Source organism: Bacteroides sp., assembly GCF_028690125.1.
Taxonomy (GTDB): Bacteria; Bacteroidota; Bacteroidia; order Bacteroidales; family Bacteroidaceae; genus Bacteroides.
Window position 1 is genome coordinate 173,483 of record NZ_JAQVBV010000002.1, and the last position, 23,359, is coordinate 196,841.

At 40.6% G+C, this 23,359-nt stretch carries 19 protein-coding genes and 1 pseudogene; 8 read left to right on the forward strand and 12 right to left on the reverse strand.

Annotated features, from left to right (window positions below; genetic code table 11):
• Nucleotides 1-149: 149 nt before the first annotated feature.
• The 4 genes and pseudogenes from PHO71_RS02315 to PHO71_RS02330 form a co-directional block, all read left to right on the forward strand.
• A complete protein-coding gene (locus PHO71_RS02315) occupies nucleotides 150-602 on the forward strand; it encodes a cold-shock protein (RefSeq protein ID WP_300198293.1) in 453 nt (150 codons plus the stop codon).
• Between the two features lie 8 nt (nucleotides 603-610).
• Nucleotides 611-976, forward strand: coding sequence for an RNA-binding protein (locus tag PHO71_RS02320; protein WP_300198296.1), 366 nt, complete (start codon nucleotides 611-613; stop codon nucleotides 974-976).
• A 330-nt stretch (nucleotides 977-1,306) separates the two neighbouring features.
• Nucleotides 1,307-1,495 carry a hypothetical protein gene (locus tag PHO71_RS02325; protein ID WP_300198299.1) on the forward strand — a complete coding sequence of 63 codons (189 nt, stop codon included), beginning with the start codon at nucleotides 1,307-1,309 and terminating at the stop codon, nucleotides 1,493-1,495.
• 111 nt (nucleotides 1,496-1,606) lie between these two features.
• Nucleotides 1,607-1,938 (forward strand): annotated as a pseudogene (locus PHO71_RS02330) (DNA primase); the annotation flags it as partial.
• 195 nt (nucleotides 1,939-2,133) lie between these two features.
• On the opposite strand, the gene PHO71_RS02335 reads toward PHO71_RS02330, so the two are convergent.
• Nucleotides 2,134-4,536 carry a hypothetical protein gene (locus PHO71_RS02335; RefSeq protein WP_300198301.1) on the reverse strand — a complete coding sequence of 801 codons (2,403 nt, stop codon included), beginning with the start codon at nucleotides 4,534-4,536 and terminating at the stop codon, nucleotides 2,134-2,136.
• Nucleotides 4,537-4,859: 323 nt separating this feature from the next.
• On the opposite strand from PHO71_RS02335, the gene PHO71_RS02340 reads away from it, so the two are divergent.
• Nucleotides 4,860-6,029: an acyltransferase gene (locus PHO71_RS02340; RefSeq protein WP_300198304.1), complete on the forward strand. Its 1,170-nt coding sequence runs from the start codon at nucleotides 4,860-4,862 to the stop codon at nucleotides 6,027-6,029.
• A gap of 30 nt (nucleotides 6,030-6,059) precedes the next feature.
• Nucleotides 6,060-7,580 (forward strand): hypothetical protein, encoded by a 1,521-nt coding sequence (locus PHO71_RS02345; RefSeq protein WP_300198307.1) that lies wholly within the window; start codon nucleotides 6,060-6,062, stop codon nucleotides 7,578-7,580.
• Nucleotides 7,581-7,843: 263 nt separating this feature from the next.
• Here the strand turns inward: PHO71_RS02345 and ccsA are convergent, their stop codons facing one another.
• Genes ccsA through PHO71_RS02400 form a run of 11 tightly spaced genes read right to left on the reverse strand, consistent with a single transcriptional unit; the run spans nucleotide 7,844 to nucleotide 22,034 of the window.
• Nucleotides 7,844-10,258: a cytochrome c biogenesis protein CcsA gene (ccsA, locus tag PHO71_RS02350; RefSeq protein WP_300198309.1), complete on the reverse strand. Its 2,415-nt coding sequence runs from the start codon at nucleotides 10,256-10,258 to the stop codon at nucleotides 7,844-7,846.
• Nucleotides 10,259-10,268: 10 nt separating this feature from the next.
• Nucleotides 10,269-11,396, reverse strand: coding sequence for a PTS cellobiose transporter subunit IIC (locus tag PHO71_RS02355; RefSeq protein WP_367279874.1), 1,128 nt, complete (start codon nucleotides 11,394-11,396; stop codon nucleotides 10,269-10,271).
• 30 nt (nucleotides 11,397-11,426) lie between these two features.
• Entirely contained in the window at nucleotides 11,427-12,314 is an 888-nt protein-coding gene (locus PHO71_RS02360) for a hypothetical protein (RefSeq protein WP_300198315.1), read from the reverse strand.
• An 11-nt stretch (nucleotides 12,315-12,325) separates the two neighbouring features.
• Entirely contained in the window at nucleotides 12,326-14,128 is a 1,803-nt protein-coding gene (locus PHO71_RS02365) for a cell surface protein (protein ID WP_300198317.1), read from the reverse strand.
• Nucleotides 14,125-16,635, reverse strand: coding sequence for a hypothetical protein (locus PHO71_RS02370; RefSeq protein WP_300198320.1), 2,511 nt, complete (start codon nucleotides 16,633-16,635; stop codon nucleotides 14,125-14,127). Before PHO71_RS02370 ends, PHO71_RS02365 begins: the two co-directional genes overlap by 4 nt.
• A gap of 40 nt (nucleotides 16,636-16,675) precedes the next feature.
• Entirely contained in the window at nucleotides 16,676-17,392 is a 717-nt protein-coding gene (deoC, locus tag PHO71_RS02375) for a deoxyribose-phosphate aldolase (protein WP_300198323.1), read from the reverse strand.
• A 37-nt stretch (nucleotides 17,393-17,429) separates the two neighbouring features.
• Complete coding sequence (locus PHO71_RS02380; RefSeq protein WP_300198326.1) at nucleotides 17,430-18,464, reverse strand: zinc-binding dehydrogenase; 1,035 nt, start codon at nucleotides 18,462-18,464, stop codon at nucleotides 17,430-17,432.
• A 24-nt stretch (nucleotides 18,465-18,488) separates the two neighbouring features.
• Nucleotides 18,489-20,006 carry a xylulokinase gene (gene xylB, locus PHO71_RS02385; protein ID WP_300198328.1) on the reverse strand — a complete coding sequence of 506 codons (1,518 nt, stop codon included), beginning with the start codon at nucleotides 20,004-20,006 and terminating at the stop codon, nucleotides 18,489-18,491.
• Between the two features lie 30 nt (nucleotides 20,007-20,036).
• The gene (locus PHO71_RS02390; RefSeq protein WP_300198331.1) at nucleotides 20,037-20,516 is read right to left on the reverse strand and encodes a hypothetical protein; all 480 of its coding nucleotides are present in this window, start codon (nucleotides 20,514-20,516) and stop codon (nucleotides 20,037-20,039) included.
• A gap of 13 nt (nucleotides 20,517-20,529) precedes the next feature.
• The gene (locus tag PHO71_RS02395) at nucleotides 20,530-20,901 is read right to left on the reverse strand and encodes an electron transporter RnfD (protein ID WP_300198334.1); all 372 of its coding nucleotides are present in this window, start codon (nucleotides 20,899-20,901) and stop codon (nucleotides 20,530-20,532) included.
• Nucleotides 20,902-20,942: 41 nt separating this feature from the next.
• Nucleotides 20,943-22,034, reverse strand: a complete 1,092-nt coding sequence (locus tag PHO71_RS02400; RefSeq protein WP_300198336.1) for an SMP-30/gluconolactonase/LRE family protein — start codon at nucleotides 22,032-22,034, stop codon at nucleotides 20,943-20,945.
• 640 nt (nucleotides 22,035-22,674) lie between these two features.
• On the opposite strand from PHO71_RS02400, the gene PHO71_RS02405 reads away from it, so the two are divergent.
• The gene (locus PHO71_RS02405) at nucleotides 22,675-22,968 is read left to right on the forward strand and encodes a hypothetical protein (RefSeq protein ID WP_300198338.1); all 294 of its coding nucleotides are present in this window, start codon (nucleotides 22,675-22,677) and stop codon (nucleotides 22,966-22,968) included.
• Nucleotides 22,969-22,980: 12 nt separating this feature from the next.
• Complete coding sequence (locus tag PHO71_RS02410) at nucleotides 22,981-23,271, forward strand: cell division protein ZapA (protein ID WP_300198341.1); 291 nt, start codon at nucleotides 22,981-22,983, stop codon at nucleotides 23,269-23,271.
• Nucleotides 23,272-23,359: the final 88 nt, after the last annotated feature.

Genomic DNA, 23,359 nt, shown 5'->3' on the forward strand with positions numbered 1-23,359 from the left:
TGGATTTTTTCATTTTCAAGATTGATCTCATTATTAGTCCTTTTTGTCTGGAGAAAATCCGTTTTGAACATTGATTATTTGGTATATGAAAATTGATGAAGGCATCAATGGCAGAACATCCCAAGTAATTATATTAATTACAATTATATATGGTAAAAAAAGTAACATCAACTAAAAGAGATCGGGAAAAAGCGAAGCAAAGTAAGAGAGAAGAAAAACAAAAGAAAAAAGAAGAGCGCATTAATAATGGGAGTCGCAGCTTTGAGGAAATGCTTGCATATGTGGACGAAAATGGAGTACTCCATTCAACGCCACAGGAAAAACCCAGAGAGGAAATTGATGCCAGTGAGATTGCAGTCTCAGTTTCCAAACAGGAAGCAATAGAAGATCCACTTCCTTTTAACGGACGGATTGAACATTTTAATGAGTCCAAAGGTTATGGATTTGTGAAGGATACAAATAATGGCGAAAAATATTTTTTTCATATATCTTCAGCTCCGGCTGATATTGCAGAAGGAGATATAATAACATTTGAAATTGAACGTGGTACGCGGGGAATGAACGCCGTGCGCATCTCAATTATTAATAAAGTAAATAAATAGAAAAGAAAATGAACATTTATGTTGCAAATTTAAGCTGGGGTACAACATCCGACAGCTTGCAGGAATTATTCTCACAGTTTGGCGAAGTTACAGCAGCCAACATCATTACTGACAGAGAAACGGGGCGTTCACGCGGATTCGGTTTTGTTGATATGCCGAACGATGAAGAAGGTCAAAAGGCTATCAACGAACTGAATGAAACTGACTTTGAAGGTAAAACTATTGCAGTAAGCGTAGCACGCCCTAGAACTGAAAGACCTTCAGGTGGTCGTGGTGGTTACGGTGGTGGCAACCGCGGTGGCGGTGGTAACCGTGGCGGTGGCTATAGCGGTGGAAACCGTGGTGGTGGCGGCTATGGTGGTGGAAGATATTAATTCCCTGCTTATATAAAAGTTATCATAAAAGAAAAAGTGTGTCGAATATTTCGTCACACTTTTTTTATTTTAATCCTCCTCATACAAATGATCACATTTCTTTTTATACCGAATATAGCGTAGAGTCCATTCATGCTTTTTTCACGAACCCCTTTTCTGGAAGATGTTCATAGTAATAATTTAGAATGAGTTCGTAAAAACAGAAGCATTTACCATCTTTTTCTTAGTTGCTCCTAAGTTTCCTTACTCATGTTTATTTCATGATACACCTGGGGCGCCGTCTTTCATCTGGCCGAAAAAGTAGAAATAGAACTCCCACGGGAAAAAGTAATGAACAACCGGACAGGTACAGTAGGTACAGTAAGTTCACCCCATCAAGATCTCACACGCGCACACGTATATAATAAGGTGAAAAATAAAGAAACAAAGAGCGAAGATGAACCGGAAGAATTACTACCCGGCAGTAAGCTTCAGCAGCACTGCCCACTTTCCCCACAGCAGACTGGCTATAATTCCTGACGCGTATTATGAGCTATCGTACTAACGTCGCACAACATGACATTCTTTTACTCGGATTATTAACCGCCTTAGGCGCCAGCATGGAACGATCTATAAGACGTCCTTATGCCCAAAGACAACATCATTACCCGTTAGGATGTAACGATCACTCCGGAAAACTTTAAAGCCGTACGAGGGCTTATAACCTCTATCCCCATGCCACGCATATATTGTCCTTTCTGCCCCCTACGGAAGTCAGCCACCGAACGAATGCAGACCGCGATGCCTTTTTCGAAACTCTGGGTAACGGATTCACCCGTGCACAAATGTTGGAACAGACTGAAATAATGGAAATTAAGCTCAATACTGCTATTACCTGGCTAAAACGTTTGGTGAAGCGCGGATTACTTACCAGTGTAGATGGCAAAGGCACTTACGCGCGTACACACGCGTGCGTGTGCTAGAGAGGCCCCCAAAAAGTGTACGTATTGTACCCACACCCCTTAAAACAGCACAGCAGTTTGCAGGTGCTAAAGCAGTGCTTTAGAAGTCGTAAAGCTATGCTTTAGCTCATGTAAAGCAGTGCTTTCTAAAGCTCACCATTTCATCCACGAAGATTTATAGTCTCCTTATAAAGATTTGAAAGTATTATTTCCAACTTATAGCTCTTTTTGCAAATTACCCTCGATAATTTGTATCATATGTTTATAAGCCACACTTTGACTTACTAGTTGATTAAAAAAATTCAATGACTGACTATATGCTCCTGAGGCCTTTTCTACTTGTTTAATATCCGTATAAAGCTTACCTAAATAAAAATAGATATACGCAATCTTTGCTGTATAAGAAGTATATTTTTTATCAGAATCTCTCAAAATCTCTGTTTCCAGATCAATATAACTCCTCAGCGTATGTTCATACATCTTAATAGCAGATAATATACGCTCATTATATTTCTCTATAGTAGAATGAATTGAACCTATCGAAGTTTGTGATCCGGCTTCCATTTTTTCCGCTATTCTCTCTGCTTGATACCAATAAAATTTGCCTAATGTCAGATAGGTATCAGCCAATTCGGGTAAATAGATTTCCGGTTTTCTATCTGCTAGTCCTTTTCTTATTTCCAAAGACTCCAATAACAGAGATTCACTGTCCGTCCATCCATTCTCAGCACATAAATCACCCAAATTATATAAACATTGAGCAATACTGGGAGTATATTTCCCGGCATTTAACTCTTCAAGTTCCCGATAAACCCTTAACGCATAATAAATAAAGACACGTGCTCTGCGATGCTTACGAGTATCATTTTTATAAAAACAACCAAGATTCATCCACGCCATCGCAATATCTGCCTTATATCTTTTTCTCTTGTCTTCACATAAATTTTCGTACTTATCCCTTATCTCCTGATTCAGTTTTTCACCTTCTTCTTTTTTATCATTCTGATAATATAAAACACTCAAATTACTCTTGACAAGAAAAATGTAATGATCATAATCACTATCAGGATAATGATTGGATAACACTGTATAAAGTAAAAGAGCCTTTTGATAACTGGCTTCAGCATCTTGATATTGCCCTGATCGATTATATAAATTACCCACTAAATTAAAACTTCTGGCAATAAGAGACAAGTTTGGGGATGGTGGAAGCAAATTGATAAATTCCAGATGAAAAATTTTCAGATATTTATTTTCCGGTAAAGACAAATAAAGTTTAATAGCTTCATTATAGAAATCTAAAGATTTCTCAAAGCGATGATTCTTATCAAGAAAACGCGCATACTTATATATGAGATAGGCATTTTCTTCTTCTGAAAGACATTCTTTTGCTACCTGTATGGCACGTTCTCTTATTTTACAAGCTTCTCTGAAACGATTCGGATTGGAACGATCAATAAGACGACTTTTAGCACATAAAAGTAACTCCTCAATATTGTTTTTCATTAAATTTCGGGCATCTTCCATCACCAGTTTTGCCCGCTTGTACTTATCAAGATTATGATCCCCTTCTTTATTTATATCATCTACATTCAAAATCCGAGTCACTTCTTTATCATCACCTTGTTCCAACAGGAAAGCAACTTTTTGTAATCGTAGACTTGAAGTTTCTGCTGATAATTTGTTGAGTTGATAAACAATATTCAAAAGCAACTTATTTTGTTGTTCCAAATCCTCTTGAGCCTGATTGATTTGATTTAATAAATGCTTTTGTTTTTGCTGTTTCTCCGTCAGCCTCTGACTCAGCATCTCTATATAATCTCGCGCATCTTCCCATACATCTTTACAATCATCTTTCGGATAGCCGGGATGTTCTATATTCTCGTATTTTCTGAGTCTTACAACTTTCTCTTCAATCTTATTTTGCAATTCTATAATCTCATTATTAACTTTGGATAGAGCCTCACGACATTCTCCCTGGATTTTCTTTAGCTTGATAACTTCGCTATTGTTAGCAGAAAAAGACAGATGTTCTACATCTCCGATGCGAGTATTGCCCAACATAATACTGGACTCTCTTATCTCCATATCACTTGTACCATCCAGATATGGCAACAGCCTATTCCCTTCCTTGTTTTGAAGTGCTTTAAGTAATCTTTGTGCACTCATATTAACATCTAAGCACAATTGTGACGCATGATTATATGCTGGCGGAATATAATAATTATATCTTTTACCTATAATGGCTTTCAATTTTCCAAGCCTTCTTTCCTCCTCTTCTCCTTCATCTAAGTTTTTCTGAAAAACATAAATAGTAGGAAAACCCTGTTTTTGCTGTGTTTTCCGAGCTTCATAGAGTTCTTCAATCGTATAACGACCCGCCTTACGATGAAATAATGCAATAAACAATTGACTTGTTTTTACTTTTTCATCGTATCTATCCTGAGATGGAATTCCATTATACCCATTATCAAAATGTTCCCAGATCTCTAATTTGAATATTATTTTCCCATCATAGACATCATTCAATTTCTGAATTAATTGAGTGATTGCCTCACGATCTTGTTTTAGCTCTTCACTGGAAGCTAAAAATACTCGAACAATAAATGGAGCTGACATAAGGATTCTTTTAATTCTTTTAATTCTATGTTATTCACCATAGTATTAGGATAATGCCGAAACAGACCATAAATTGACAGGTTAGATCATACACTAGTCTCTAATATCTTACGACAACGTCCAAAAATACTATGTTTTTTCTATTGAAACAACTTATAAAAGTAAAAAATTTCAAAGAAGAAAAATCAGGAACTTGTGGATATGGTTCAAAAATAAAATGGGAACAAATGTTTTGGTCTGTTTTTATCTTAAAATGAGCGATAATTTTCCTTTTTGCTACCCTATCTTTCATACCTTTGCATGAAACTTAAACACAATAAACCATGATTCAAAACGCTACTACAGAAAATCGGTTAGTTTGGTTGGACGTTATCCGTTGCATAGCCATGATGATGGTAATCGGTGTACACTGCATCGATCCTTTTTACATTTCGCCTACCATGAGAGTGATACCGGAATACACTCATTGGGCCGCCATTTACGGTTCATTACTCCGCCCGTCCGTACCATTATTCGTTATGATGACCGGATTACTCCTGCTTCCCGTCAAACAACAGCCTTTGGGAACTTTCTACAAGAAACGTATCTATCGTGTACTCTTCCCATTTCTTATTTGGTCAGTATTATATAGTATGTTCCCATGGTTTACAGGACTTCTTGGTTTGCCGAAAGAAATAATAGGTGATTTCTTTTGCTATACACAAGGACATGAATCACAAAGTCTTATGGATTCTTTGAAAGATGTGGCAATGATTCCCTTCAACTTCAGCCACAAAGAAAATCATATGTGGTATATTTATCTGCTGATCGGAATGTATCTGTATATGCCATTCTTCTCAGGATGGATAGAAAAAGCGAGCAATAAAACCAAACAGACATTTCTGTTTATCTGGATCGTTTCTCTGTTTATACCTTACATACGTGAATATGTAGCTAATATGCTCTTCGACCGCAATGGTTATGTATTCGGCACTGACACCTGGAATGAATTCAGTATGTTATATTACTTTGCCGGATTTAACGGTTATATGTTATTGGGACATTATGTGAAACAAGGGAATAATTGGAGTGTACTAAAAACATTCCTTATTTGCGCAATCATGTTTGCTATCGGTTATTATGTGACTTATAGAGGCTTTAGTACTACTGCCGCTAATCCGAATGCTACTGAAACAGAAATGGAACTATATTTCACCTTCTGTAGTCCCAATGTACTATTAATGACGCTGGCAGTATTCCTAATATTACAAAAAGTGGTAATCAATACACCAATCGTGGTAAAAGCACTGGCTAATATGACTAAATGTGGTTTCGGTATTTACATGGTACATTATTTTGTGGTTGGTCCGTTCTTCTTGTTGATAGGTCCTTCGGCAATACCTATTCCACTGCAAGTCCCTTTGATGGCTGTCTGCATTTTCATTTGCAGTTGGGCATTCACTGCACTTATGTATAAGTTAATGCCTAAAAAGGCACATTATATTATGGGATAAACCAGAATTATATCTAATATGCAACCAATTATGAAATATATCAGAACATTGATATTCACTGCCTTTTGCGCCGTCTCCTTATCTATTGCCGGGCAGTCATCTTCTTTAAAAAGTCTTGTACCGGATACGCCTTCAAAAGCTCCGGATTACTTATGTACATGGAATTTACAAGGTTATGTAGTAAGTTATCAGGGTTCGGAAGTAACCAGAGAAGCGATGAATGAGGAATATATGTTCGGACAGGGAGCTTTTCAGAATTGGGTAGATTGCTATCCTTCTATCCGTCAAGATTTATATTTCGTGATGGATGATTCATGGGATATTCCTAAAGACGTCAATCATACTCCTAATAAATACTTAGGAACAGTAGAACTGGATTCCAGCCGTTTCCCGTCATTTCGTGGAGATGCCGCCAGTCGTTTGAAACAATTGGCAGACCGTATTAAAGAGAAAGGATGGAAAGGAGCAGGAGGATGGATCTGTGCACAAAAAGCCGAAGTCTTTTCTGACATTTCAGAGGAAGAGTATTGGACTGAACGTATCAAAACGGCCAATGCAGCTGGTTTCGATTATTGGAAAGTAGATTGGGGGGCTCATGAAAAAGATGGTGCATGGAGAGAGATGCTGACCACTATCGGTAAGAAATATGCTCCACGTTTATGTGTTGAGCATGCATTTCAGAATAATTTTATTGAGTTTAGCGACGTTTTCCGCACGTATGATGTAGAGAACGTGATTGCACAACCGGTTACCATACAACGGGTTTGCGACTTACTGCCTTACAAAGCTCAAGGAAATGCAAAAGGCATTATCAACTGTGAAGATGAGCCTTATATCGCAGCCGGATTGGGATGTGCTATCGGAGTGATGCGACATCCGTTTACAGGAAATCTACCGAACGGAACACAGGATTTTGTATTTCCCCCAACCATACGTGACATGAAGCATCGTCTGGATGAAGTTGTACGTGGAGTAAGATGGCATCGTATAGCAGAACCGTTCGGAGTGGGAAAAGAATCGTTTGCAGTAGATAGCGTGAAATTAAATGACTATTGGGTATTGCAAGATCGGGAGACATGGAATACCAGTAGACCGATCGGTACAAAGCTAACAGCTGATGCACCTGCCAGGGTCAGTAGAGGGATGGCTTTACCGGAAGTATCAGATTTGGGTGAAGACAGACCATTTATACTTGCTTCCCGTTACCCGAATGGTGCAGTGGCTATTGCCAGCGTAGGCCGCGCATTAGGACATGAATATGTATCAAAAGAAGTTTCAGTTAAAATAGCTGTTGAGGAAGTCAATTCACCCATTGGTGTTTTCGGCTACTTTAAAGATCTTACAATCGTTTTTCCTTCTTCTGTAAAACTAAAAAAGCATCGTATTTATGCACAGGATTTGGCAGGAGATATACCGGTAAATATTACCAAACAGATTTCAATAAAAGGGAATTGCCTGACAATACCAAGTGAAGTGATACGAAATGTGGGATTGATGAATGCTTCGAAAGGAGATTGTTCTGATCCGGGATTAGTGCTAAAAATTATGTAATACTTTAGTAAAAGCAAACCATCATTCATTATATATTTAGGGAGCTATACCAAAAGCCTATCATCACTATTTTTAGATGTATATAACGCAGTTTTTTTTACTATTCAATCATAGTAAATGCTTTCAAATCCGTATTATCCGCGTCATCCGCGTCTAAAAAATCATATATCAAAATTTGATTAACTCCCGACAATCTACTATTAAATCACACAAATCACATCCGACATACCATCTTAAGAAGCAAGTATAAACAATGACCCCTGTTAGGAAACTTGTCTGAAACGTCTGCGTGCCAGCAGAGATAAAGCAAGTACCACAACCAGTCCTACCCCCCAGATCCATAATCCTCCTCCACTGCCTTCTGTCTTGCCATAAGAATGCAAACCGCTTAAATAGTAATTCACTCCGAACCAAGTCATTATGACAGAAAGAATGGAAACTACAGAAAGCAAATTAAAGCACCAATCAGTTTTTCCTTTTAAAAGGGGGATAAAACGGATATGAAGAACCAGTGCATAAACAACAATGGAAATCAACGCCCAAGTCTCTTTCGGGTCCCATCCCCAATATCTTCCCCAAGAGACATTAGCCCAAACAGCCCCTAAAAAAGTCCCTGCCGTCATAAAGAACAAGCCGAGAATCATGGCTATCTCATTGATGATTGTCAGTTCACGGATACGGAATAAAAGTCTTACACGATTGGCAGTAGAAAGAATACTCATCAAGATTAAATTAAATAGTCCCGTCAAAGCACAAAGTGCAAAAAACACATAGCCAACCATGATAATAGCTACATGAGACATCAGCCAATACGATTGAAGTACCGGAACTAAAGGAGTGATCTCCGGATTCAGATGATTGAGTCCCGCTACAAAAAGCATAATTCCCCCCAATAGTCCTGATAATGCAGGAAGAATACGGAACCGACGGGCAAAAAGTAATCCACACCCAACCAGCATCCAGGAAGTACACACCATAGATTCATAAGCATTTGCCCAAGGTGCATGACCACTAATATACCAACGTAATAATACTCCTACCGTATGTGCCAGAAAAGCAACTATCAAAAGAATAGTCAGAACACTGCCTATCTTTTTACCCCATTTAAAATTCGTAATCATTTCTCCACAGGCAATGAACAGTAGTATTCCGCCTAAAATGAGATAAGCCAGACGACACCAGAAAAACAGGTCTAACTGATTATAAAGAAGCTCTGCTTTTATTTTCTGATTATCAATGACAGGTACTTTGCTTTTCGCCTGTTGAAAAACATCCATCATACTTACAATCCGGTCCGCTTCTTTCCAGTCATTGGAATGGACTCCATTAGCCAGCTCATAAAGATACCAATCTATTATTTTCGAAACAAACATGGAGTCTTTTCCCTGAAATACATTCAAGCTATCTCCTGCTGAATACCATTTTCCCCGCGTATCATTCTCGTCCGGGAAAAGAGGCAATAATTGATGCTGCATAATCCGGTATACGATATTCACCGATTCATCCAGCTTCAATAAGTCCGAATCCAAGCGTTTCCGTTCAGCAGCCGGTTTTAGATAGATTGCATTTACCTCATCTGACAGCATATAATTACCGCTTGCATCAAATACATCTTGCCATGCTACATATTTTCCCTCTCTTTTAAAGCGTTTTAAGATCTCCTTATTATCAACCTTGATAAAGGGCACTTTCCCCCACTCTTCGGGAAAAGCCAATAGATTCAGGAAGAACTGGTCTGAAGTCACGCCATTCAGTTTTTCTGCCCCGTAAAGTTTCCGTAGAATAGCAGATGTATAACTATTGACCGGCTCTAAACGTCCATTGGGATTGAGTACCACTAATTGACCGAATTTCCCGGCATGTTGCAAAGAAACACAAGGTTGTTGTGCCCGTAGTGTCTGTACTCCAAATACACCGGATAAACCAAGAAAGAGAAAGAAATAAACAGGTATATTTTTTTTCATTCCACTCAATTCTTTACGTAAACGGCCGAAACGTGACTTCTTACTGAACAGTGTAAGCACAAAGCCGACAAACAATAAAAAATATCCTGTATACGTCAATTGCATACCTGGAAAATCATAACTCACAGATAAAACAGTCCCCTGTTCATCCGCGTCAAATGAAGACTGGAATAACCGGTAACCATCCACTTCAATCACTTTATTCATACGGATAGTGGATTCAAAAGAAGGCTTGTTTTCCTGTTTTATCACCAGATCACTCTCATAAGACATCGGACTGTGAGACCCCGGATAACGTTCCAATCTAAAATCATTCAGCGTAACAGAAAAAGGCAGGGAGGAAGTTTCCGTCCCTGCCCCGTCATCTCTCATCATGTAATTCACCGTTCCCCCTTCGCGAATATGCATAATCCCCGTTATGCCTACATAATGAGAGGCAGCTGCCCCCAACCACATAAAAAGAAAAGCCCCATGAAAAATCAAACTTCCTTTACTGATTCTCTTGAAATAGTTTCCCGGAAGAAACATACACAACAAATTGATAGCCTGCAATAGCTGCAACATGATAAACCAGGGAGCATAATAAAAGTATTCCCTGGTAATCGCCGGACCATAGGAATTTTCTACAAAAGTGGCTATTGCCAATATCACTGCATAAAGTCCTGCCAACACATACATTAAAACAGGCGAAGCTATCAGTCGAATCAGTTTCATTAGTTTTCTATTATAAATAAGCAATACCTTCAATTTCCACCAATAGCTCTTCCCTACATACATCTGCATACAGATAAGCAATGGGTACTTCGGGACAATGTTTATCCAAATCTTTTTTTACTTCCTGTACATCAGTCTCATTTTTCAGATAAACACGCAGAAGCCTCAATTTGCCGGAATGACCGGATAGTTTTTCTTTTCCTTCTTCCAAACCCATCAAATGCTGAATGTTCTCAAGTGTAATTTCTGTCTGCGACAATACATTTCCCTCTACGATACTTTCTTCGCCACGGATAGCAGCTGTTCCGGAAATATAAACCATCTCCTGACAATGATCGGTCAGTAACTTTCCCCTCTCAAATTTGGGAGTTCCTTTCTCTGTATCCATCCGATGACTTATCAATACTTCGTCCGAATAAACATGAGCCGCTCTCTGCCAATCGTTGTCCAAAGGCACAATATCAATATTCCCTCTGACAGCATTGAAATCTATCAATATGCCACCATACTGCATACCGATACCTGTCGCCGCCGGATATCCGTATTGCCATTCCGAAGAAGCGTAAAACCGCGAACGCACATCATTAAAGTCCTGATAACACTGATTACCATGAAGCAGATCAGTGATACGTTCCAGATAGTTCCATTGGCGGACAATATCTCCGAATTCCATTCCTTCCGCATTCAGAATAGACTCCATCTTTCGGAAAGCCTGTTCCGATTGTTCACGAACCGGAAGATTTAAGTCATCCGCACAAAGTCCTCCAGCTACAATTTCCTTATAATCTGTTGCACTTATACGTAGATAACGCCCCCACAAAGTTTCCCGTTCTTCTATCAATACCTTCGCATCAGCAGTTTGCTCCAGCGAATGTACCTCCAGGATTAATTCTCCGTACAAAGGCCTCTGCGCGACAAGCGAAATTAACGGACGGGGAGCAATGAAGTGATTATCTACCCATTGCTCAAGAAAAGTCCGCTGAACCTGATATTCCTGATTGTCCGAACAGTTCGTGAAGAAAACAAGACGAATTGCCCCTTCCTTACGGACAGCCAACAGAAGTAATTCTTCGGCCATCTGTTTCCAGGGTCTTTTTTCCGCTATATATAGTTCACATTTTATTCGATGATATATCATACGCTAAATACGGTTCTATTAATCAATTAGTTAATGATAGGAAGCTACACCTTCCGGCTTATCTGTACTAAATACGGAAGACATCGTCTGTAAGCCCGGATGATTTTCTAAAGAATAAAGCACATTTTTTTGGCGGTCCACCAACAACATATGTACTTTATCTTCCGGATTTACATGACCGGTCCAGTTAGTTATCAAGAAACGTCCGTCGGAAAAGTATTGAAAGCCTCCCAGAAATTTAAGCGGCTCACCGGGAAGATCTGCATTTGATATTTCCCAGATCGTTTTTCCTTCCTGAGTTACTTCTATCAATCGAGGATTCCGGTCCTTATCCGCTACAGCGATCAAGGTATGCCCATTAGGCAGACGAGTCAATGAATGAGGTCCGCCGGGAACAGACAATTCCCATACTACTTTACCGTTGGTATCATATTCCTTCACGCACTGGTCACCATAATGTGCTACCAGAAAATGACCATTGTCCAAACGACGGGCATTACGCATAAAAGCAAATCCACCATCCTTCACTCCTTTCGGCAAGATACAGACTTCTTTTACAATTTTTCCTTTTGGAGAAATTTCCAACATTCTTCCTGTAGAACATTCTCCGACAAAGGTATTCCCGTTCTTCAACCGTTGGCAAGCAAAAACCGGACTTTGTGATTGATAATGAAATACAGTATCGTTCTGCCGAGTCACCTCAAGTACTCCGTGTCCGGTGGTAAAGAGGATATTGCCATTCGGCAATACCCATAAATCATTTGAATCCGTCGCTTTATGTTTCCAGACGATCTGTTCATTCTCCATCACAAATACAATGCCTTGTGAATAATCGGCTCCGACAAATGTCTTTGTTTGTGAGAACAAAGATAATGAAAACAAAGAGATAGCTATTGCAATTGTATATATTCTGATCATAATTTATAATGTTACAAAGATAATATGTATTCTTCCAATTCTTCCAGCTCCTTCTCGGTTACAGGCTTCTTTGGTCCGTGAACTTTCAACATATCCTTCATTGAATAACAACGTCCGTCATAAAGATAAGGAGCTGTACGCCAGCATTCATTCAATGCAGGAACGTCCATCTTCAATCCTTTGTCGGGTCCGGTAGTCCATCCTACCTGATATTGTTTCAGGTCGGTATAATATTCTCCCGAGTGACAAGCGGCACAGTTCTCTTCAAAAATCTTTTTTCCTTGCTTTGCCTTCTTAGAAAGTTTTCCATTTTCGAGATAAGGACTGGGCAACGGTTTCAGTGATTTCAGATATTCATCGATAGCTTCATAAACCTCGTCTTCACTCTCTCCAAACAAAATATATTTCACCCCTGAGCGTACAGCTGTTTCAGCATCTTTACGGATACCGGTCACCATACAAGGAGGAGTCTGATGTGAAAGCAACAATGTCTTTGTATTCTTCGGATTTCCCATGCCATCGTTCAGCAAATCCCAATTGAGTCCGTCGATACGAGCATCGTTCGGATGACAGGTAGCACAGCTTTGCCAATTCTGGAAGCTAAGCGTTGCGTCATGGAAATACATATCACCTTTACCTACTTTCGTAAATGCCAATGGTGCACCCAGAACCTGTGTCTTTACATTTTTACCGTTCAAATCCATAGATACCAATTCCGAAGTGTAATAATTGGCTGTATAAATTTTATCTCCGGTAGCTACCACCGAACGGGGACCTTTTCCCTGAGTCGGAATAAAGTCGCGGATTCCATATAAGAATCCCGCATCGTTCGGTATGTTTCCCCATGATTTCATAGAAGGAGTAACCAGTTCACCTTGCTTTGCCTTCGCAATACGCTCATGCATCGCAATCCGGTCAATACGAACCAATTCCTGACTACCGGAAGCTGCAACTATAATCTGCTTGTTATCCGGCGTAACCGTAACTGTCCAAGGATTCGCTGCTCCCTTCTGTGGAGTATCCAATAAAACGGAAGTCAGTAACTTCTTCTCCTTCAGATCAATTATAGATAGCGTATTGGTCGCCATCCAACCTCTATCCAATTGATTGGTTGGCAACTGATAACGAGCGATTAAATGCGTAACATATGCATACGCACGATTCTTATCTACAGCTATCGACTTGACATCCGTAGAGCCGTTCGGCAACATAATACGACCTTCAACTTTCTTTGAAAGGACATCCACGATATCCAATTGTGCAGCAATTGGGTAAGCAGTAGAAGGCATTTCAGGCATATTATTTCCAACCAGCAGACAAGAATCGCCGGCAAAAGAAACCATTGCTACCGGTTCACGTCCGATAGCCAGTTTGTTCACCACTTTACGATTAGACAGATTCACTTCCCAAAGTTCATTGTTGAACCGCTGGGTGATCCAAAGAGAATTTGTCAACGGATTGTACAATATATCCGAAGGAGTAGCTCCGCTCTTTGTATTGGAAAGTATAGAAAGTTTCTTTCCGTCCAGTTCATACATCATACCCGAATTTCCGTCACAGACAACCCAAAGTTTACCGGACGGATCTTGCGTCATAGCATTCACCGGAGAAGAGAAAGTTACTTTTTGTTCGATGTCCTGACCATCAGGTGAAATCTTCATCAGCTCGTTTCCTGCCCTGTTCGTCACGAACAGGGATTTTCCGTTATCAGCCAGAAACAGATGATCCGGCGAGACTGTAGTAGCAGATTCTTTCCCACTAGTACAGAGAAGTATAGTAGCAACGATACTAACAGGTATCAATATCTTTTTCATTTTTTCTGTTGTTTAGTTTGAAGAGATTGAATGTACTGACGAATGTTTTCACGATCTTCCTCACGGGCAGCCTTTCGTTTATTATCGTAACGATCATAAAACTCACGATCTTTATCTGACCAGTTATTTGCTTCACGATAATCTCCGATTTGAGGAACGAGCAAATCAATCCAAAGAGAGACTTTACGTATTTCCTGTGGAGTCAGCTTTGTACCGCCATGTCCATTTTCCAGACGCTTAATCAGATTACTCTTATTGGACCCGGCAAAATAGGGTGGTAACAAGGTCGGTTCGGACAACGAACTGATCCAATTTACTTCCGGATGATGCGCATCCCCTCTCCATGCTCTGTCAGGTCCATCCGGACGGGCATGAGTCAGACTCAGATAAGAATCTGTATATTTCCTCTTACTCTGATGATCTACCACTTTCAATTCTCCTTTCAGACTCATCGGTTGTTTCACCCCATCATGGCAGGATATACAGTGTCTGTCCCAAATAGGCTGAATTTCTTTAAGATAACTGAAATTACGTTCACCCATTTCATCTTCCGGGTCCAACGCTTTCACACCCTTGTTCATAGCCATAGAAACAGCATGACTCGCAACAGGAACCGTATTCTTATGCTCATGGCATCCCACACAACTTTGTGTTTCATTTGGTTGAAGTGTGGACCAGCTACGCATGGTTTGCACCACACGACCGTTCTTATCCAATGCCTGGAAGTACAAAGGTCTGCGTGCAGGAACTTTAAAGAAGGCAGAACCGTCCGGATATACATCGGTTACTCCCAATACTCTCTTCACGTCCCAAGCGGCATTTCCCACTCCGGTAGGAGTACTAGCCAAAGCACCTCCACCTTTATCAGATCCGTTTACCTCACCTACACCCGCTGCACGAAATTGAATCTCTACGACACGCAACTGTTTGATAGTTCCGGGTTCTACCCCCTTCAAACCATTACCTTCATAGATATTCTGCATATAATATACTCCGTCATTCTTTGTATAGTCTACCATAGAAGAACGGCGGAAAGGACGTTTACGGGGAGCAACCAATATCGGCTGATTACAAGAGATTTCAGGATCGGCAACAAGCAATTCACGTTCTCCGTCCACATTCATCCAATAGATACCGAACATCATCGGATGTCCGACATGATATCCCAACGGAGTATAAGAAATCAAAAACTCATTCTCATCCAACGGAAAAGGGTGTTGGAACTGATCGGTAAACTGCCCGTAGCTGTCAATACGTTCTGCTTCCGGCTTGCGAATGGGAGCGACAAACATTACTCCTTCATTCTCATCACGACCGGCTTCGGGATCAATGATACCCAACTTACCATGTTGCGGATTATGGTGTCCCATAAAAGTAGCCATCACCTTCCGAGTACCGGGAATTTGACGGGTATGTGCCACCGTTGTAGGGAACCAACTGTTCACTCCATAATACTCTGCCTGTCCTGTTCCGTCCGGATTCATCTGGAACAAAGGTTGTGTCCAGACTTGTCCTCTGTCATTGTAATCCCAACGGGTATAAACCACACGACCGTCGTCAAGCAAAGTAGGAGTAACTGTATGTACCTGGTCAAAACCAACCTGGCGCATATAACGACCTTCCCGATTGCAAAGATACAAATTACTAACCTCCGTAAACCAGCAGTCTACAGCACTTCCGCTACGGGTAGAGTTAAAAAGAATATTCTCATCGGGCAAATAGATCCCTTCAAGATCAGCGTGTCCTTTTCCGGAAGTCAATTGTTTTACTTCACGTGACTTTAAATCCATCTCATATAAATGGAAATCATCATCTTTAGCAGACTTCTTCCAGGAAAACAGCAGATGCTGACCGTCAAAATGGAGATTCGGATCACGGTATACGCCATCCTCATTTGATAATAAATTCTCTTCTTCCGCCCAGATACCATTCATTTTAATTTTCGATAATGAACCTCCTGCAAAATAATTACATTCGGCACGAGCATCTGAAAGTCCTTCCGTATAAGCAAAGAAAGAAGGACGCAACGTTCTGTATTTCGTAAAAACAATCTCCGGTTGATTAGCTGTGAAAGAAGCCAAACGAGTTGCACGTCTTCTTTCGCAAGCCTTCAAATAAGCTTGAAAAGCACTCTCCACACTTTCCGGAGTCTCATTGACAGCAATCCCAACATTCAGTTTTTGTAAGCGTTCAGAAAGTTGCCGGCCGAAAGTTCCTCTAAACCAATTAACATCTTTTCCGTCCTGCAACCACCAATCATAATAAACCGGATAATTCTTCATCAACAACTGATGAGTTTCTTTTATTTTATCTTCAAGTTTTTCTTTATGATTGTCTTTTTTCCTTATCGCCTGAACTTCCGCAAACCCCTTCTGAATTTCCGTGATGAATCCTTTGGCATCAGCAGGCTGAAAAGAAGTGTCTTTCGTCTGCCAGGCGACGATGGAGAATAGCGTACAAGAAACTATCCCCCACTTTAACAACTTTATTAATTTTGATTTTATCATTCTAATTTCTTATTTACCTTATATCCTTTTGAAATAGAAATTACAAACTTTGTTTAAGCTTTTTATAAGTTTCCACAATCAAGATACCGCTTGAAGTTCCAATACGGGTAGCACCTGCCTGAATCAATGCCAAAGCCGAATCCAGATCACGAATACCGCCTGCTGCTTTTACACCGATAACAGGACCAACCACACGACGCATCAACTCCACATCATGTACATTAGCTCCTGCCGTACCAAATCCGGTAGACGTTTTTACAAAGTCCACACCGGCTTCCTTAGCTATACGGCAAACAGTTTCTTTCTCTTCATCTGTCAGGTAACATGTTTCAAGAATAACTTTGCAGATAACACCTGCCGGCTTACAGATTGAAACCATATCTTCAATCTCTTTCTTGACAATTTCTGTTTGTCCTTTCTGCAAAGCACGAACGTTGATCACTGTATCAATTTCAGTAGCACCTTTTGCAATAGCATCACGAGTTTCAAAGGCTTTGCACTCTACCGTGTTCTGCCCCAGAGGAAAGCCGATAGCTGCTCCTACACGTACTCCCGAACCTTCCAGCAATTTTACGCAAGTTTCTACTTCCGCAGGGTTGATAGCTACCATCGCAAACTTATATTGACGAGCTTCTGCACAAAGTTTTTCAATGTTCTCTGCATTTCCGAAAGGTTTCAGGAAAGTATGGTCTATCATTCCTGCAAGTTGTTCTACTGATAAATTCGCAATCACTTCGTTTATATTCTTATTTTCCATTATTTCTAGTTTTTAATATGTTACAAAAAATTATTATTTAAAAAGTTAATACACATTTCAAGACTTCACCTCGTTTTACAGCGGCAAATGCTTCTTCAATTTCTTCTATCTTGAAACGATGCGTGATAAAATCATTAGCTGAAAGTTTTCCTTCTTTAATCCACTGCGCCAAAGTAGTCATAGCGGCTTTCTCTTCCGAACGTGTAGGCCATTGGTGCATATGAAGATCAAAGTTATAAGGGGCTTTCGACAAATCCAACGTAGGATTCTTTGTCATTACACCATATACGCAGACATCTCCACCCATTTTCACTAACGGCAATACGGAATTAACCACTACATCCAGTCCAACAGCATCAATAACAGCATCGTAAGAACGACCGGCAGCAGCAATAAACTCCGGAGCAGCAATTTCGGCAGGTGTATATCCATTGTCTGCACCCATTTGACGGGCTACTTCCAATTTAGCAGGAAGCATATCGACAATGTCGATTTGACCAAGACCGAAAAGTTTGCCTAATTTTACGAAGCTCAGTCCTACGGGACCGGAACCAACTACCATAACTTTCTTTCCCGGAGTCAGGTTGAAATCTTTGAAAGCTCCCAGAACTTCACGCCACGTACAAGAGATAACGGCTTCTTCGGGTTGTACATATTGAGGTACTGCATTCTGAATTTCAAAACTGTCCCAACATCCTTGTTCGGGTGTAGCCAATCCCTCTTCTTTCAGGACTTCGAAGTCATTCACTACGACATATTCACTGAAACCGCCCCAGCCGCTATTAATGTTTTGTGCACCAAAATCTGAAATCAATCCTCCGATTGCACGGTCACCAACCTTAAAGTTACGTACCTTTTCACCTACAGCTACTATAATTCCGGCATTCTCATGTCCCAAAGCCAAGGGATAAGTGTCTACTCCGGGAAACTTACCGGCAATCAATTTACTATCAGTTGCATTGCATAAAGCGACCATCTCTGTTCTTACCAAAGCTTGATAAGCGTTAATTACAGGCGTTTCCACCTGTCGTATTTCTATTTTGCCGGGAGCCGGCACAATTACTGTTTTCATCGAATTCTTTTTCTTTTATATCAATTATAATTCGGTTTTTGCAATCTCAGTGTACATATCACATAAAGCATAATAAGCTTTATCAAAGACCGGCATCCAATCATTGTACTTCTTCACATTTTCCGGAATTGGCTGAACCGTCTGTTCAATACGGACGAAGCGGTCAATTACAGAGAAATCTTTAAAGACACCTGCGCCGATACCTGCCAAAATAGCTGCTCCCATTGAGGTTGCCTCTTCCAGATAGTTGGGCACACGAATCTCAGCTTGGTAAATATCCGCCATCATCTGACGCCAAACGGGATTTTGAGCACATCCGCCAATAACCGTTACCTGATCAATAGGCACGTGCTTACGGAAGATATTGACAATAAATCCGAGGTTCAGAGTGATTCCTTCCATGACGGCACGCAACATATCTCCATGCTTATGACCCAATGTCAAACCAATAAATGCACCTTTAGCATCTACGTTCCAACGAGGAGTACGTTCGCCTAACATATAAGGCAAGAACAAAAGTTTGTTGGCACCTATCGGAGAAGAAATTATTTGCTCGTCAATCAGCTCGAATACACTACGTCCCGTTTGTGCAGCCAACGCTTGTTCATTACGGCAGAGTTCGTTGATCATCCAGTTGTAAGAAGAGCCTGCTGCTTGCATGGTTCCTGACGGATGTAACATTCCCGGTACTACGTGTGCCCAGTTCATGGTGCGACGTTGTTCGTCTACAATTGGCTTTTCTACCGTCAGTGCTACCCACGAGGAAGAACCCAGATAGTTGTAGGCACTGCCCGGTGCCACACAGCCAACACCTACTCCGGCGCAGCTACCGTCTCCACCACCACATATCACAGGAGTACCTACCAGTAACCCTGTTTCTTTGGCTGCTTCAGTAGTAATTTCACCGATAACGTCAATAGACGAACGAACTTCCGGGAAAAGAGAAAGGTCGAGTTGTGCCGCTTCAATGATCTCTTCACTCCATTGCCAACGGTTCAGGTCGTAAGCATTCGTACCCGAAGCATCCGAAGGATCGGTAGCAATAACACCACACAAACGATAGTTTATATAGTCTTTCGCATTTAAAATCTTAGCTGTCTGCGCAAAAATTTCCGGTTCGTTGCGTTTTACCCACATCAGTTTTTCGATAGAATACGAAGCACTGATGCGATGTCCCGTGATCTCATAAAAATGAAGTGGATCGATGCTTTCGGAAAGCATGGTTTCTTCTTCCTGAGAGCGTTGGTCACAATAGAGCATATGCGGACGAAGCGGATTGCCGTTTTTATCCACACAAAGACATCCCATCATTTGTCCGCTAAGTGCTACTCCTGCAATATCATTAGGGGATACAAGTTCTAAGAGTGCTTGTGTAGTATCCACAATGGCTTTCCACCAATGGTGTGGATTCTGTTCCGCTCTATTGCCGGCAGTATAATCCGTAGGGTAAGCGGCTGTACGTGAAGCAATCAATAAGCCCGATTCATCGAACAAAGTCGCTTTGTTTCCACTTGTACCCAAGTCATGTGCTAATATATACATATTTATATGTTTCTTTTTTAATGAATAGAATTAGAGTGCCGCATTGGTATATCCGGTAAGTCCAACGAAGATTCCTCCGGCAATACCACCCAAAATAATTACTATCCAACGCGGAAAGGCCTCTTTCAGCAATCCCGCACGTGTACCTTTCGGTGCACAAAGCACGTCGGACAGGATGAATCCCATTGCAATCGCCCATCCCATGTCTACCCAGGGAGCGTTGCCGCGATTACCTTGATGAATCATGCTGAATTGCATAGGTAAGCCGTTGGCATCATTCAGCAAACCGGTAGAGAAGCCGAATCCGGGTAATTTATGATTGACCAGCCAGAAAGTACCGATGATAACAGCAGCTGCCATAAATCCGCCTATCGGACCAAAGTCTTTCACGAGTTTAGGCCAGCTCATCAATACGGTAAACGTAACAGCAAAAGCACCGAAAATAGAGGTGATGATTCCGGCATGATACATACCGAACCATTCATTATAAGTTTGTAACCATTCGCTCATTGTTCTATCCTCCTTAATTTATTTTTCGGGCACAATCGCACGAACGGATTTTCCATACTACTATTCCTGCCAAGGCACCTCCGATGAGACAACAGATCAATGTAGGCACTGCATAAAGAAAATTGGCAATGTCTCCTTGAAAACGGACAATTCCCCAAGCAATTCCGGCAGAGCCGATACACCATCCCTGATCCAACCAGATTTTCCCCGGAGGATTCAGGATGGCTCCATTATAATGGTTCATATACCACATGATGCCGATAATCAGCGTTGCCGCCAGCCATCCGCCCATCATACCATATGTTTTCCAGAGCTCCGGCCAGATGCCGAATGCAAATCCACCACAAATAGCGGACCCGGCAAAGGTCGATAAATATTGTTTCATACTATTAATTACGCGTTTTTTGGTTTGTGGCTACTCTATAATTATTCTTCTAATGATAGTTTAGCCAGTGTAAAAGGCTTGTCGTGTTTTGTATTCACTTTGTCCGGACCAGTCACAAGATCAAAGCAAGATACAATGACTTGACCGTTCCACACGATCGGTTCACCCGGTTGATCGAGCTCTCCTTTACTACCGTCACTATCGGGACTTTGGGCCATACGTTGTATTTTTCCGGTCTTATCAACACGGGCAACAGCATTTGCAGAGAAGTCTGCAACCCAGATGTTTCCTTTGTCGTCAATACACATACCGTCCGTTGTCCGCAACTGTGTAGTATCTTGCGCCCATACATCGTTACTAAGAACTTTTCCTTCGGCATCCATTTTAATACGGTGAATAGCACCGTCGCCGAAGTTTCCTACAAACAAATCTCCCGCTTCATCAAAAACAATTCCATCCAAGCCGTATTGTACTTCAGGATTCTTGGTAACAACAGCTGTGATAAGATTTTTGTCTTCGTTTGTATTGGTCACTACAATGTCACGGTCGTTCATATCAAAACAATATACGCCGCTGACAAGTAAACCGGAAGGGTCTTTAATCTGTGACAGAGAACTTTGAGTAACATACAGTTTTCCATTACGAATGCGGATACCGTTAGGATGTTCCAAGCCGGATGCTACCGTAATTGTTTCCTTCAGCTGATCATTCTCAAATTTCAAACGAAGAATACGTCCTTTGTTTTTGGCTTTCTCAGCTCCGCTCCAACCTTGGTTATCACTAATAAACAAGTCTCCCTCTTCATTAAAAGCAAGACCCATCGGAGATGCCCATCCGGTTTCTTCCAACACAGGTACGTCCAGCCATTTTGAGATGTTGCCGTCTTTAGTAATACGCATGAGACAAGCAGGCTGGGTAATATCAGCAAAGTTAGGACACGCCAAGATTAAATCTCCATTAGGAGCAATAGCCATCCCATCCGGTGTGGGACAATAATCCGGCAGTTTCATAAATAGCTCACTCTCCTGAGGAAGGCTTTCTGCCACTTTGTTATTTTTCGGAGAAGTACACTGAATGCAGGTCGTTCCAATTAACGAAGCCGCGACAAAAGAGAATAAATGATTCTTTTTCATGGTTAGTAAATACAAATGTTTATGTTTAAAATTTGGTCTGTTAGTTCGTTTGCAAACATACCGCAATTTATCGATGAAATGGGAAAACTATTATTCAATAAAGGAAAATATTGATTCAAAAGCACATAAAATCGGATTAAATATGATATAAAAGGTTAATTTGTTCCCTGAAAAGCAACATTCCTATTTTCTAATTAATTTATCAACGGGAACCTAAAACTTATTGCAAATTCAATCATTATTGGAACGATCAAAAAGTTTAGTGCCACTAAAAATGTGAGGTCTATTTAATGCTTACATGAATAAATTAGGCTACCATACTTAGCATCTTGCTTTACGATTGTTATTTCGTCCCACATCTGTTTCCGTTTCTTTCCAAAGTTATTGAACGAAACGGAAACAGATGCGGGACGAAAAGATAATAACTGTGGTACGAATAAGAATAATTATAAAAATTAATTAAGGTATACATTATAAAAAACTAAAGTATGCGTGGTACTTTCTGTAGGAGAGGAAACCATTCATCTCCCCCATTCTACATTACTTCAAGCTATTTTTAGGCTAAAAAGAACATTTTCTCCTAAAAAGTTTTTGTAATATCAGAGTTAATCGTATTTTTGTGTACAATTTTGGTGTAGTGATGACAGAAGAAGATAAAAAGTTATTGAGTACCTTTGAAACGCAGCTACGGCATTTGATTTTCTTACATGATAAAATCAAACGTGAAAATGCCGAGTTGAAAAGACTTCTTGAGAACGAAAAGCTGAAGAACGAGAAGGTGCAAGCTCAATATGATGAATTGGAAATCAACTACACAAACCTAAAAACAGCTACGGCAATCAGCCTTAACGGCAGCGACGTAAAGGAGACGAAGCTGCGATTGTCAAAATTAGTGCGTGAAGTCGATAAATGCATCGCTTTATTAAATGAGTAAAGAAGGAGATGTATGAACGATAAGATAAAAATAAACCTGCAAATAGCAGATTCAAATTACCCGCTCACAATCAACCGAGAGGAAGAGGAAATGGTAAGAGAAGCGGCTAAACAGGTAAACATCAGGCTTAATGCGTACCGGAACTATTATAAGAATCTTGAACCGGAAAAGATTATTGCCATGGTGGCATATCAGTTCTCGTTAGAGAAACTGCAATTAATGCAACGTAACGATACCAGTCCGTTTACGGAAAAGGTAAAAGAGTTAAATGAACTGTTGGAGAATTATTTCAAAGAGGAATAAGATATCTCCGGTCGTTCGCTGATAAGAGAAAATAACCACGCACTGCACAATATCCGAACATTCTTATGTTCTGGTATTTGGGGGTGCA